This window comes from Bailinhaonella thermotolerans, assembly GCF_003594875.1.
Taxonomy (GTDB): domain Bacteria; phylum Actinomycetota; class Actinomycetes; order Streptosporangiales; family Streptosporangiaceae; genus Bailinhaonella; species Bailinhaonella thermotolerans.
This window is the reverse complement of sequence record NZ_QZEY01000003.1, coordinates 74,118-87,324: the sequence shown is the minus strand read 5'-3', so window position 1 is coordinate 87,324 and position 13,207 is coordinate 74,118. Positions and strand designations below refer to the sequence as shown.

Below are 13,207 nucleotides of genomic sequence, written 5' to 3'. Positions count from 1 at the left end.
ATGGCGAACCCCACCGGCAAGGCCGCTGCCGTCGAGGTCAGGAACCTCGTGAAGGAGTACGACGGGGGCCGGGTGCGGGCGGTGGACGGGGTGAGCCTGCGCAGCGAGGAGGGCGAGTACCTCGTGCTGCTCGGCCCCAGCGGGTGCGGCAAGACCACGCTGCTGCGCACGATCGCGGGGCTGGAGCAGCCCACCGGGGGCGAGGTGCTGATCGGCGGCAACGTGGTCAACGGCCTGCCGCCGCGCGCCCGCAAGATCGCGATGGTGTTCCAGTCCTACGCGCTCTACCCGCACAAGACCGTCGAGGCCAACATCGTGTTCCCGCTCAAGGCCGAGGGCATGAAGCGGGCGCGGCGGGCCGAGCGCGCGCGCTGGGCGGCGGAGCTGCTGGGCATCGGCGGGCTGCTGGACCGCAAGCCCCGGCAGCTCTCCGGCGGCGAGCGCCAGCGGGTCGCCCTGGCCCGCGCGCTGGTGCGCCAGCCGCTGGTCTTCCTGCTCGACGAGCCGCTGTCCAACCTGGACGCCAAGCTCCGCGCCACCGCCCGGGACGAGCTCAAGCGCTTCCAGCAGGAGGTCGGGACGACCACGGTCTACGTCACGCACGACCAGACCGAGGCGATGGGGCTCGGCGACCGCATCGCCGTGCTCGACAAGGGCCGGCTCCGGCAGGTGGGCAGGCCCATGGACGTCTACGACGATCCCGCCGACACGTTCGTGGCGACCTTCATCGGGTCGCCGCCGATGAACCTGGTGCCGCGTGACGGCCGCCTGGTCGGGTTCCGGCCCGAGCACCTGCTGCCCGCCGAGGTGGTGCCGGCCGCCGACCGCGTCGGCGTGCGGCTCGCGGTGGACCGGCTGGAGTACCTGTCGGGCGACCGGCACGTGTACGGCACCGCGAGCGGGATCGGCGAGCCCACGCGGGTGATCGCGCGGCTCCCGGCGACGGTGCTGACGCCGATCGAGGCCGGGCGGACGTACGGCTTCGCCGTGCGCGGGGAGAAGCTGCGGTTCTTCGACGCCGCCTCGGGCGAGCGCGCCGAGCCCGAGCGCATCGAGAGCCCGTCATGAGGGGCGCGACGAGGGCCGGTGGAGGCGCGGCGCGGGCCGGTGGAGGCGCGGGGACGGCCGGTGCGGGACGGGCCGGTGGAGGCGGGGTGAGGGCGGGATGAGCGCGGCGAGCGGGTCGCACCGGGCGGGCCGCCGTACGCTCGCGGACCGGGACGGGTTCCTGGCCTGGGTGTTCCTGCTGCCGTCGGTGGTCTACATCGTGGCGCTGGTGGCGGTGCCGTTCGGACTGGCGATCGCGCTGGCGTTCTCGGACGTGACCGTGGGCGACCCGTCGTACGACTGGGTGGGCTGGCAGAACTTCGAGCGGAACCTCGGCGACCCGGTGTTCTGGCGGGCGCTGGGGAACACGTTCCTGTTCACGGGCGTGTCGATGCTGCTGATCGTGGTGTTCGGGAAGGTCCTGGCGAACATCCTGGTCGCGGACTTCCGGGGCAAGTGGCTCGTGCGCTTCCTGGTGCTGCTGCCGTGGACGACGCCGGTCGCGCTGTCCACGATCGCGTGGCTGTGGCTGCTGGACTCGATCTACTCGCCGATCGACTGGACGCTGCGGCGGCTCGGGCTGATCGACGCGAACCTGAACTGGCTCGGGGAGCCGACGCTGGAGATGGTGTCGGTGATCGCCGTGCACGTGTGGCGGCTGACGCCGCTGGCGGCCGTGATCGTGATGGCCGGGCTCGTGGCGATCCCCCGGGACCTGGACGAGGCGGCGCGGGTGGACGGGGCCGGGTTCTGGCGGCGCATGTTCGAGATCACGGTGCCGCTGACGCTGCCGGTGATCGCGGTGGCGGCGCTGTTCGGCGCGATCTTGACCTTCACCGACATGACGGTGGTGTACGTGCTGACCCGGGGCGGGGCGACGCACTCCTCGGAGGTGCTCGCGAGCTGGGCGTACGTCCGGGGGATCGGCGGCGGCGACGTCGGGCAGGGCGCCTCGATCGCGTTGTTCCTCTTCCCGATCCTGCTCGCGGCCGCGATCGCGATCCTGCGGTCCGTCCGCCGCATGGAGGTGCTCTGAGATGGCCGGCGCTGATCTGCCCGGTAAGGCCGGCGGCGAAGGGGGCCCCGGCGCGAGCCGTACGGCGGGCGCCGCCGCGAACGCCGACGGGGGCGGGGGCGGGGGCGACGGCGCGGGCCGTGTGGCGACGGTGGAGGCGCGGGGGCGGGTGGCCCCGGACGGGCGGTCCGCGCGGCGGTACGCGGTGCGGCACGTGTTCGCCCGGATCGGGGTGTACGCGCTGGCGGTGGTCGCGGCGCTGTTCTGCGCGACGCCGTTCCTGTGGAGCGTGATCACCGCGTTCAAGCTGAACCGGGACCTGGTGGACACGGAGAACAACCCGTTCGTCTACAACCTGCCGCCGACCGCGGACCACGTGCTGTACCTGTTCACGGACACCTCGTTCACGCGGTTCGTGCTGAACACGCTGTGGGTGGGGGCGCTGGTCGTGGCGATCACGCTGGCGCTCGCGCTGCCTGCGGCGTACTCGCTGGCGCGGCTGGACCGGCCGTGGGCGGGGTGGATGGGGGTGACGATCTTCTTCGTCTACCTGGTGCCGCCGTCGCTGCTGTTCCTGTCGCTGTCGCGGCTCGTCGTGGAGCTGGGGCTGCAGGACTCCACATGGTCGCTGGTGCTGGTCTACCCGACGATCACCGTGCCGGTGTCGGTGTGGCTGCTGATGGGGTTCCTCAAGGCGATCCCGCGCGACATCGAGGAGCAGGCGATGGTGGACGGGTACAGCCGCGTGGGGGCGTTCCTGCGGGCGGTCGCGCCGCTGGCGTTCCCGGGGATCGTGGCCGTGGTGGTGTTCGCGTTCACGCTGACGGCCAGCGAGTTCATCTACGCGCTGGCGTTCGTCTCCCCCACGGCGCAGAAGGTCATCAGCACGGGCGTGCCGACCGAGCTGGTACGCGGGGACGTGTTCTTCTGGCAGTCGCTCCAGGCGGCGACGGTGATCGTGGCGGTGCCGATCGCGTTCGTGTTCAACCTGTTCCTGGACCGTTTCATCGCCGGGTTCACGATGGGCGCGGTGAAGTCCTAGGAGTCCCCTGGGACACGGGACGAACGAGGCGGAAATCGATGCGTCTCGAACACGTGTGCACTATGATTCGAACGTGGATTCGACCCGCCGGGGGAGCGACGGGACGGCTCACGTAGCCGCCGACGAGGGCAGCGAGGAGGGGACCGCCAAGATGATCACACAGGAACTCGAGAGCGCGATCGACCTGCTGGCCGCCGAGGATCCGGGCGAGGTGCCCATGCCCGTCCTCGCCGAACAGGTCATCGAGCTCCACCGCCAGATGGCCCGCCTGCAGGCCCAGATCGCCCGCCGTTCCGCCGTCCGCTGGAAGCCCCGCCCCTGATGTGCCCGAGGGCCCGGTGAGGCGTCTCCGGGTAGGGGAGACGCCTCACCGGGACTCGAAACGCGGGGTGCTTCGGGCGAGCCGCCGGGGCCCGCTCACGCCTCGTGGGGGAAGGCGTCGGCGAAGGCCGGCTTGAGGTCGGTCAGCCAGACCGCCGACGGGTCGTACTCCGCGAAGAAGGGCCGCCCCACGAGGGCGGGGTCGCGGGCCTGGATGAAGTGGAGGACGAAGACCCTGCGGCCCATGACCTCGGCCACGCCGTCCACGCAGACCTTGCCGGGTGTGGCCGACATGGACGGCCCCCTGACCGTCCGGCACAGCCCCGACACCTGGGCGTACGCATCGCGGAAGATCTCGTACGCCCGGGCCAGCGGGACCGCGAAGTAGTCCTGGGGCCCGGTGTCCCGCTCGACGAACATGTAGTACGGCACCATGCCCATCGCGTGCTGACGCCGCCACATCGACGCCCAGGTCGCGGGGTCGTCGTTGATCGTGCGGATCAGCGGGGCCTGGGTGCGGACGACCGCGCCGGTGCCGTTGATCCGGGAGACCGCCCGCCGCACCATCTCGGGCTCCATCTCGCGCGGGTGCGAGAAGTGCGCCTGGAAGGCGAGGTTCTTGCCCGCGGCGACGACCCGCTCGAACAGCCGCAGCGTGTCGTCGGCGTCGGGGTCGGTGACGAAGCGCTGCGGCCACCAGGCGAGGGACTTGGTGCCGACGCGGATCGACTCGATGTGCTCGATCTCCAGCAGCGGCTCGACGTACCGCCGCAGCACCGGCTCACCCATGATCATCGCGTCGCCGCCGGTGATGAGCACGCTGCTGACCTCGGGGTGGTCGCGCAGGTAGGCGGTGAGGCGGGCCACGTCGTCACCGGCCATCTTCAGGTCCGGCTCGCCCACGAACTGCGCCCAGCGGAAGCAGTACGTGCAGTAGGCGTGGCAGGTCTGCCCCTGCTTGGGGAAGAAGAGCACGGTCTCGGGGTACTTGTGCTGCACGCCCGGCATCGGCTCCTCGCCGAGCTTGACGGTGTTGAGTTCGAGCTGCCCGGCCGGGTGGGGGTTGAGGCGCATCCGCACCTCGCGCACCAGCGCGTTGATCTCCGCGGCGGGGGCGTCCCGGCGGAGCAGGTCGGCGATGCGCGCCACGTCGGCGGCCGGGAGCATGTCCCGCTGGGGGAAGACGAGGCGGTAGATGGGGTCGTCGGGGGCGGCGGACCAGTCGATCAGCTCGTCCACGACGTAGGAGTTGGCGCGGAACGGCAGTACGGTCGCCACCGCGCGGATCGCCAGCCGCTCCTCGGCGTCGAACCCGGCGCGGGCCACCAGGTCGTCCAGATGTTTCGTCGTATAGGCCCGGAACTTCCGGCTGCTCGGGCCGCTTTCGGGGGCCGGCCGGTTTCCGGGCGCGCGTTCGAAGAGCAAGGTCACTAGGCGTCTCCTCGGGGGGTCCGATGGGGTCCTGAGCACGGGCGGGGTGCGTTCCCGCCCGGACGGCGCGGCCCGGCGGCGCACTCGGGTAAACCGACCGGGGCCGACGAGCGTCCTTCTACTCCATATACCCCAGACGTCCTTTTCGGCTGACTGGTTCCACCGATCCGGAGATTTCCGAAACGAACCGAAATCCAGGTGAGATGGAGCTGTAATCGATCTTGCGGTGGTTTTCACGGCTTTCCGGGAGGTTTCCAGGGGGTTTCCGGGTTCCCGTCGCGCATACCATTCGGTGACGTTCTGAAGAGGTGGTCGATGGACTGGAGCCCGACGAGCCTCCCTATCGCCGTGGACGCCATGGGCGGCGACCACGGCCCGGGCGAGGTCGTGGCGGGAGCCGTGCTGGCGGCGCGGGAGCACGGCCTGCCGATCGTGCTGGTCGGCGCCCCCGGCCCGGTCTCCGCCGAACTGGCCAGGCACGGCGCGTCGTCGGAGATCCCGATCGTGCGCGCGGAGGAGGCCCTGGAGATGGACGAGGGCGCGCTGGCGAGCCTGCGCCGCCCCCGCTCCAGCATCGCCGTCGCCTGCCACCTCGTACGCCGGGGGGACGCCGGCGCCGTGGTCTCGGCGGGCTCGACGGGCGGCGTGGTCGCCACCGGCCGCCTGCGCCTGCGCGGCCAGCCCGGGGTGCTGCGCCCGGCCATCGCGGTGGTCCTGCCGACCCGGCCGCGCGGCACGGTCCTCGTGGACGCGGGCGCGAACGCCGACGTCAAGCCCGAGATGCTGGTCCAGTTCGCCCACCTGGGCGCGGCCTACGCCGACGTCGCCCTGGGCGTACGGCGGCCGCGCGTGGGGCTGCTGACGATCGGGTCCGAGCCGGGCAAGGGCAACAAGCTGATCCGGCGGGCGCACGAGCTGCTGTCGGCGGCGAACGTGGACTTCGCCGGGAACGTCGAGGGCACCGACGTGATGGCGGGCTCCGTGGACGTGATCGTCACCGACGGGTTCACCGGGAACATCGTGCTCAAGACCCTGGAGGGCGGGGTCAGGTACGCCTTCGGAGAGCTGCGCGACACCCTCTCCGAGGGACGGCTGTCCCGGCTCGGCGCGGCGCTCCAGCGCAGGCGGCTGCGGGAGCTGACCCGGCGGCTCGACCCCGAGGAGCACGGCGGCGCCGCCCTGCTCGGCCTGAACGGGACCGTGGTGATCGCGCACGGCTCGTCCTCCGCGGCGGGGATCGCGGCGGCGTGCCGGCTGGCCGGGCGGCTGGTGGAGAAGCGGATCGTCGAGCGCATCGGGGAGCGGGTCTCGGCCGACGCGCGTAGTCATCGCCGGTGGTCATGAGACTCAAGGACCAGTCGCGGATGGTCCTTGCGAGTGACGCGCGGGCCGGGCTCCTCTCGTTACGCTGAGCTACCCGGGGATCGCCGAAGTCCCGGGGAACAGCGGATCTGTCGGGGGGCACGTGAGCACGGTCACCGAGCGCGATGTCGGTCTGAGCGGGGCGGAGGCCGCCCGCCGGGCCGCGGCCGGGCAGGCCAACGAGGTGCCCCGGCGCACCAGCCGGTCGCTGGGCGCGATCGTGCGGGCCAACGTCTGCACCCTGTTCAACGCGGTGATCGGCGCGCTGTGGGTGCTGATCCTGATCTTCGGGGACTGGAAGGACGGCCTGTTCGGGCTGATCGTCATCGTCAACACCGCGATCGGCGTCGTGCAGGAGCTGCGCGCCAAGCGCACCCTAGACCGGCTCGCGGTGGTCAACGAGGCCCCGGTCCGGGTGCGCCGCGACGGCGCGGAGCGCGAGATCCGGCCCAGGGAGGTCGTGCTGGGCGACCTGATCCTGCTCGGCCCCGGAGACCGGCTGCTCGTGGACGGCGAGGTCGCGGGCGCCGACGGCCTGGAGGTCGACGAGTCGCTGCTCACGGGCGAGGCCGACCCGGTGCACAAGCGGCCCGGCGACGAGGTGCTCTCGGGCAGCTTCGTCGTGGCCGGCGGCGGGTCCTACGTCGCGACGCGCGTGGGCCGCGACGCCTACGCCGCGAAGCTGACCGAGGAGGCGAGCACGTTCTCGCTGGCCCACTCGGAGCTGCGCGACGGGGTCGCCAACTTCATCAAGTACATCACCTGGCTCGTCATCCCGATCGGCGCGCTCCTGACGCACAGCCAGATGCGCCGGGACACCACGTTCTCCGACGCGATCACGAGCACGGTCGCCGGGGTCGTGACGATGATCCCCGAGGGCCTGGTGCTGATCACCAGCATCGCGTTCGCCGTCGGCGTCGTGCGCCTCGGCCGCCGCCGCTGCCTGGTCCAGGAGCTCCCGGCGATCGAGGGGCTGGCCCGCGTGGACGTGCTCTGCGTGGACAAGACGGGCACGCTCACGGCCCCCGGCATGGACCTGGGCGAGGTGCGGCCGCTGCGCGACGACGTGGACGTGAAGGCCGTGCTCGCCGCGCTCGCCGCCGCCGACCCCCGCCCCAACGCGACCCTCCAGGCCGTCCGGGACGCGTTCCCCGACGGCCCCGGCTGGGTCTCGGTGGCGAACGTGCCGTTCTCCTCGGCCCGCAAGTGGAGCGGGGCCGAGTTCGAGGGCCACGGCGCGTGGCTGCTGGGCGCGCCCGACGTGCTGCTGGACCGGGGCGACCCCGGCTACGACGAGGCCGCCGCGCTCGCCCGCACCGGCCTGCGCGTGCTCGCGCTCCGCGAGGCCGCGCCGGGAAGCCTGTCCGCCGACACCCCCAGGGCCGCCCGGCCCGCCGCCCTCGTGGTCCTCAAGCAGCGCGTACGGCCCGAGGCCGCCGACACCCTGCGCTACTTCTCCAGGCAGGGCGTCACGGTGAAGGTCATCTCCGGCGACAACCCCGAGTCGGTCGCGGCCATCGCCGGGTCGCTGGGGCTGCCCGGGGCGGACCGGCCGATCGACGCGCGCTCCCTGCCCGAGGGCGACCCGGAGGCGTACGCCGAGGTCCTGGACACCCACTCGGTGTTCGGCCGGGTCACGCCGCGGCAGAAGCGCGAGTTCGTCCAGGCGCTGAAGTCCCGCGGCCACACCGTCGCGATGACCGGCGACGGGGTCAACGACGTCCTCGCGCTCAAGGACGCCGACCTGGGCGTCGCGATGGGCACGGGCAGCGGGGCGACCAAGTCGGTGGCCCAGGTGGTGCTGCTCGACGACAGCTTCGCGACCCTGCCCCACGTGGTGGCCGAGGGGCGGCGGGTGCTGTCCAACATCGAGCGGGTGTCCGGCCTGTTCCTCACCAAGACCTTCTACGCCATCGCGCTGTCGCTGATGACCGGGGTGGCCGGGCTGGCGTTCCCGTTCGTGCCGCGCCAGTCCACGCTGGTCAACGCGCTGACGATCGGGATCCCCGCGTTCTTCCTGGCGCTGGCCCCGAGCGACGAGCGCTCCCGCCCCGGGTTCGTGCGCCGGGTGCTGCGCTTCGCCGTGCCCGCCGGGCTGATCTCGGCGGCGGCGATGTTCCTGGCGTTCACGTTCGCGCACAACGGCGAGCGCTCCCTCGCGCAGGACCGGACCGCCGCCGTGATCGCGCTGTTCATCGTCACGTGGTGGGTGCTGGTCCTCATCGCGCGGCCGTACAACTGGTGGCGGCTGACGCTGCTGGGGTCGATGGCCGGGCTGTTCGCGGTGACCATGGCGATCCCGGGCATCCACGAGTTCTTCGCGCTCTACACCGACGACCGTGGGAACGACCTGGTCGCCCTGGGGTTCGGGGTGCTCGGGGCGGCTCTGCTCACCGCCGTGGTGAAGATCGCGCAATGGGCCGGGATACGGGTGCTTCCAGGTTCCGCGACGAAATAGGCTTGGGCGCATGTCTGACCCGCAGCTCGTTCTCACCGAGCGGGTCCAGCGCGCGCTGGGCGCCGCCTTCGGCGAGGAGTACTCTTCCGCAGATCCGCTCATCCGGCCGTCGCAGTTCGCCGACTACCAGGCGAACGTGGCGCTGAGCCTGGGCAAGCGGCTGCGACGGGCGCCGCGGGAGGTCGCCGACGAGATCGTGTCCCACCTCGACGTCGCCGACGTGTGCGCGAACGTCGAGATCAGCGGCCCCGGCTTCCTCAACCTGACGCTGCGCGACGACTGGATCGCCGGCGAGGCGACCCGCGAGCTGCGCGAGGGCCTCCGGGCCGGGGGCGAGCGGCGGACCGTCGTGATCGACTACTCCGCGCCCAACATCGCCAAGGAGATGCACGTCGGCCACCTGCGCACGACGATCGTGGGCGACGCGCTGGCGCGGATCCACGAGCGCCTCGGCGACCGGGTCATCCGGCAGAACCACCTCGGCGACTGGGGCACCCAGTTCGGCATGCTCATCGAGTACATGCTGGAGATCGGCGAGGACGTCGCCCGCGCCCAGCTCGCGTCCGGGGAGATCAACGAGTTCTACCAGGCCGCCCGCAGCCGCTTCGACGCCGACAAGGAGTTCGCCGACCGGTCCCGCCGCCGCGTGGTCCTGCTGCAGGGCGGCGACGAGACGACGCTCGCCCTGTGGCGGGAGTTCGTGGACGACTCCCTGGCGTACATCAACCGGGTCTACGACAAGCTCGGCGTGACGCTGACCGACGCGGACCTCGCGGGCGAGAGCAAGTACAACCCGATGCTCGCCGACACGATCGAGGAGCTGGAGGCCAAGGGCGTCGCCGTCGAGAGCGAGGGCGCGATCTGCGTCTTCCCGCCCGGCTTCACCGGCCGCGACGACCAGCCGCTGCCGCTGATCGTCCGCAAGAGCGACGGCGGGTACGGCTACGCCACGACCGACCTGGCCGCGATCCGGCACCGCGTCCGCGACCTGCGCGCCGACCAGATGCTCTACGTCGTCGGGGCGGACCAGTCGCTGCACTTCCAGATGGTCTTCGCCGCCGCCCGCGAGGCCGGCTGGCTGACCGGGCAGCGGGCCGAGCACATCCAGATCGGCATGGTGCTGGGCCGGGACGGCAAGCGGTTCCGCACCCGTAGCGGCGAGTCGGTCAAGCTGATGGACCTGCTCGACGAGGCCGTCGAGCGCGCCGGCAAGGTGCTGGCCGACCGCGACTACGACGAGGAGACCCGCAACGAGATCGCGCAGGCGGTCGGCATCGGCGCGGTGAAGTACGCCGACCTGTCGGTGAACCACGCCAGCGAGTACATCTTCGACTTCGACCGGATGCTGGCGCTGACCGGCAACACCGCGCCCTACCTCATGTACGCCGCGGTGCGGGTGCGCTCGATCTTCCGCCGGGGCGGCTTCACCCCGGAGGACGCCCGCGGCCCGATCGTGGTCGGGGCCCCGGCCGAGCGCGCGCTGGCCAAGCAGCTCCTGGCGTTCGGCTCGGTGCTCACGCAGGTCGCCGAGACGAGCGAGCCGCACCGGCTGTGCGCCTACCTGTTCGACGTGGCCCAGGCGTTCGCGACGTTCTTCGAGGAGTGCCCGGTCCTCAAGGCCCCCGACGAGGCGACCCGCGACTCGCGGCTGGCGCTGTCGGCGCTGACGCTGGACGTCCTCGTCACCGGCCTCGGCCTGCTCGGCATCACGGTCCCCGAGCGCATGTGATCGGCGCGCCGTCCGGGCACCCGGACGGCGCGTTATCACTGTGTCGCGCCAAGTCCTGGTTAAGCTTGCAGGTCAATGGAACTCATCGCGCCCGCGGGCGTCGCCGGGGTACGGCGTCACGCGGAGATCGTGCTGTCGGACCTCGGCCGTGACCACGGCATGCCTCCCGAGGTGCCCGGATTCTGGCTCGGCCCCGCGATCGAGGCTCTCCAGGCGCTGATCAACGGCGGCGACGCCGCTGAACCGCTCCGGGAGGCCCTGGAGCTGGACGAGCGCCGCAGCGTGCTGCTGCTCTGCCTGGGCCTGGCCGTCGCCGGGAAGGGCGAGCGCATCCGCGCGTCCTGGCTGGGCACCGCGTTCGGGGAGCTGTCGGCCGACGCTCCCGTCACCCGCGCCCAGCGGGCGATCTGGCTCGCCTGCGCGCGCGGGGCGTACGGCCCGGCCGGCAAGGCGTTCATCTTCAAGCGGCTCACCGCGGCGACGGCGGACCTGCCGACTCCACTCGGCGCGGGCCCCGCCCGGTGGCTGGCCGCGCTCGCGCCGTACCAGCCGGGCGAGGGCATGGTCAACGTGCCCCCGGAGCTCCGCGGGGTGCCCGCGATCACCGAGCAGGCCGGGGCCGCGCTGCGCCTGGCCCGCATGCGCGCCCAGTGCGAGCGCCTGCACGCCCTGAACCACCCCCGGGCCGGCGTCACGCCTCCCGCGCCCGACGAGCCCGCCACCCCGGTCATCCGGGAGCTGGGCGTGGAACGGATGGAGGCCGAGCCCGCGGACGTCGTGCGCATGCTGGTCTCGGCGCGGGAGGGCTGGGACGAGCCCCTGAAGCCGCTGGCCGACCTGCTCCTGGACGACACGGTCTCCGGCGAGGGCCTGCGCCACGACCCGCAGACCGCGAGCCTGGCCATGAAGATCGCCGCCCCGGCCGTGGACACCGTCGCCGAGGCCCTGGCCACCGCCGCGACCGCCCCTCCCCCGCGCGAGGTGACGGTCTCCATCTCCGGCTACCCGATCACGATCCGCCCCGGCGGGCCCGACCCGGAGGAACTGGCCGACGCGCAGAACCAGTACCTCGCCGAGCGCGTCTCCGGGCAGCACCCGCCGGTCCTGCCCATCGCGCTCACGGCGGCCGGCGCCCTCGTGGTCCTGGTCGCGATCCTGCTGGTCAACTGGATCGGCATCGTCGCCGGCGTCGCGCTGGCGGCGACCGGCGGCCTGCTGATCTGGCGTCACACGGCCCAGGAGCGCACCCGGGCGGACCACGTGGCGGCCGAGCTGGCCGACATGCGGGAACAGGCGCACGCGGCCGCCGAGGCCCTGGACTCCTACGCCTGGCACGCCCAGGACCGCACCGAGAAGGCCCAGGCCGACCGCGCCGCCATCAAGTCGCTCCACCCCTGACCGGCTCGCGCGGCCCGGGTCAGGCGGCGCGTTCGGCGGCCACCCGGGCGCGGACCTCGGGGACGACCTCTTCGGCGAAGCGGCGGAGCTGGGTCTCCTGGTCGCCCTCGGCCCACAGGACGAAGGTGTCCATGCCGTACGCCACGGCCAGGTCGGTCAGCTCGTCGGCCCACTGCTCGGCGGGCCCGTTGAGGAAGCCGCCGCCCGGGCCGTCGGTGATGGTCCCGTTGACGTTGTAGACGCGCCGGATGTCCGCGGGCTCGCGGCCCGCCGCCCGGGCCGCCTCGTCGATGACCGCGTTGAGCCCGGGCAGGCGCTCGGGCGGGGCCCAGGACGAGGACGGGACCCAGCCGTCGGCGGCGCGGCCGGTGAGCTCCAGCGTCTTGGGACCACCGGCGCCGAGCCAGATGCCGATCGGGTGGGCGGGCCGGGGCCCGGGCTGGGCTCCGGCGAGGCGGTAGTGCTCGCCCTCGAAGCGGAGACCGCGCTCGGCGCCCCAGATCCGGCGGATGACCTCGATGGCCTCCGCGAGGGCCCTTCGCGCCTCCCCGGGGGTGCGGCGCGGCCCGCCGTACGCCTCGATCGCGTCCCAGAACGCGCCCGCGCCGAGGCCGAGCTCGAACCGGCCGCCGCTGAGCAGGTCGAGGGAGGCGGCGGTCTTGGCCAGCACGGCAGGCTGGCGCAGCGGCAGGTTGGCCACGTCGGGGAAGACCCGCACGCGCTCGGTGGCCGCCAGGATCATGGGCATCAGCGCCCACGTGTCGACGTACCGCCGCTGGTACGGATGGTCCTGCACCCCGATCAGGTCGATCCCCAGCCGGTCGGCCAGCCGCGCCGTCGCGAGCAAGGGGTCCGCCGCGTTGGGAACGAGGAAGTACCCGAACTCGATGTCCCTGCCGTAGTCGCCCATCGTGAGCTCACCTGTCCTCTCCCCCCGCACAACCCCGCCCCCACCCCGCCTCTTCCCACCGCCCCCACCCCGCCTCTTCCCACGCCCCTCCTCGCCGCTCGCTTTACCCCCGTTCTCTCGCGACACCTCTGCCCGGCCTCCCCACGGCACGCTCCCCGCGACGCCTCACCGCGTGCCCTCTCCCCGCGGCCCTCCCCTCGCCGTGATCTTGCACTTTTGAGCACAAGGTGTGCGCAAAACCGCATGATCACCATGAGAGGCGGTGCCCGTCGTCCCGGGAGGGCTTGCCGTACGGCTGGCGCCGGGCTGGACGGCAGAGTCACTGGTGTCCGCGCGGACCCCTCGCGGGCAGTCCGCGCCGACATGGAGCAGCCCCGGCGTGCCTGGCTCCCCGTCACCCGCGCCAGGCACCGACCCTCGGGACCGGCGCGCCAGAACACCCCCGAAGACCGCCCCGCCCCACACCCTCACCGTGATCATGCGGTTTTAAGCGC

The 13,207-nt window shown here is 72.7% G+C and carries 10 protein-coding genes; 8 read left to right on the top strand and 2 right to left on the bottom strand.

The window, feature by feature from the left end; genetic code table 11:
• The 4 genes from D5H75_RS09670 to D5H75_RS09655 all read left to right on the top strand — a co-directional run bounded on the left by D5H75_RS09670 (position 1) and on the right by D5H75_RS09655 (position 3,426).
• Complete coding sequence (locus tag D5H75_RS09670) at positions 1–1,068, top strand: ABC transporter ATP-binding protein (RefSeq protein ID WP_119926072.1); 1,068 nt, start codon at positions 1–3, stop codon at positions 1,066–1,068.
• 97 nt (positions 1,069–1,165) lie between these two features.
• Positions 1,166–2,083, top strand: coding sequence for a carbohydrate ABC transporter permease (locus D5H75_RS09665; RefSeq protein WP_119926071.1), 918 nt, complete (start codon positions 1,166–1,168; stop codon positions 2,081–2,083).
• 1 nt (position 2,084) lies between these two features.
• Positions 2,085–3,104 (top strand): carbohydrate ABC transporter permease, encoded by a 1,020-nt coding sequence (locus D5H75_RS09660; protein ID WP_202638008.1) that lies wholly within the window; start codon positions 2,085–2,087, stop codon positions 3,102–3,104.
• Between the two features lie 73 nt (positions 3,105–3,177).
• A complete protein-coding gene (locus D5H75_RS09655; RefSeq protein ID WP_119926070.1) occupies positions 3,178–3,426 on the top strand; it encodes a hypothetical protein in 249 nt (82 codons plus the stop codon).
• A gap of 95 nt (positions 3,427–3,521) precedes the next feature.
• Here D5H75_RS09655 and D5H75_RS09650 read toward each other — a convergent pair whose 3' ends face one another.
• The gene (locus D5H75_RS09650) at positions 3,522–4,850 is read right to left on the bottom strand and encodes a KamA family radical SAM protein (protein WP_119926543.1); all 1,329 of its coding nucleotides are present in this window, start codon (positions 4,848–4,850) and stop codon (positions 3,522–3,524) included.
• A 321-nt stretch (positions 4,851–5,171) separates the two neighbouring features.
• Between D5H75_RS09650 and plsX the strand changes: the two genes are divergently transcribed.
• The 4 genes from plsX (at position 5,172) to D5H75_RS09630 (ending at position 11,803) form a co-directional block, all read left to right on the top strand.
• A complete protein-coding gene (gene plsX / locus D5H75_RS09645; protein WP_119926069.1) occupies positions 5,172–6,200 on the top strand; it encodes a phosphate acyltransferase PlsX in 1,029 nt (342 codons plus the stop codon).
• Between the two features lie 121 nt (positions 6,201–6,321).
• On the top strand, positions 6,322–8,676 hold the full coding sequence (locus tag D5H75_RS09640; RefSeq protein ID WP_202638007.1) for an HAD-IC family P-type ATPase: 2,355 nt from the start codon (positions 6,322–6,324) through the stop codon (positions 8,674–8,676).
• A gap of 10 nt (positions 8,677–8,686) precedes the next feature.
• Entirely contained in the window at positions 8,687–10,405 is a 1,719-nt protein-coding gene (gene argS / locus D5H75_RS09635; protein WP_119926067.1) for an arginine--tRNA ligase, read from the top strand.
• 75 nt (positions 10,406–10,480) lie between these two features.
• Positions 10,481–11,803 carry a hypothetical protein gene (locus D5H75_RS09630; protein ID WP_119926066.1) on the top strand — a complete coding sequence of 441 codons (1,323 nt, stop codon included), beginning with the start codon at positions 10,481–10,483 and terminating at the stop codon, positions 11,801–11,803.
• 19 nt (positions 11,804–11,822) lie between these two features.
• Here D5H75_RS09630 and D5H75_RS09625 read toward each other — a convergent pair whose 3' ends face one another.
• The gene (locus D5H75_RS09625) at positions 11,823–12,713 is read right to left on the bottom strand and encodes an LLM class flavin-dependent oxidoreductase (RefSeq protein ID WP_119926065.1); all 891 of its coding nucleotides are present in this window, start codon (positions 12,711–12,713) and stop codon (positions 11,823–11,825) included.
• Positions 12,714–13,207: the final 494 nt, after the last annotated feature.

Bases quoted from the DNA above. Each gene is read 5' to 3' on its own strand.
- D5H75_RS09670 (WP_119926072.1), top strand. From the start codon at position 1: ATGGCGAACCCCACCGGCAAGGCCGCTGCCGTCGAGGTCAGGAACCTC.
- D5H75_RS09665 (WP_119926071.1), top strand. From the start codon at position 1,166: ATGAGCGCGGCGAGCGGGTCGCACCGGGCGGGCCGCCGTACGCTCGCG.
- D5H75_RS09660 (WP_202638008.1), top strand. From the start codon at position 2,085: ATGGCCGGCGCTGATCTGCCCGGTAAGGCCGGCGGCGAAGGGGGCCCC.
- plsX (WP_119926069.1), top strand. From the start codon at position 5,172: ATGGACTGGAGCCCGACGAGCCTCCCTATCGCCGTGGACGCCATGGGC.
- argS (WP_119926067.1), top strand. From the start codon at position 8,687: ATGTCTGACCCGCAGCTCGTTCTCACCGAGCGGGTCCAGCGCGCGCTG.
- D5H75_RS09630 (WP_119926066.1), top strand. From the start codon at position 10,481: ATGGAACTCATCGCGCCCGCGGGCGTCGCCGGGGTACGGCGTCACGCG.
- D5H75_RS09625 (WP_119926065.1), bottom strand. From the start codon at position 12,713: ATGGGCGACTACGGCAGGGACATCGAGTTCGGGTACTTCCTCGTTCCC.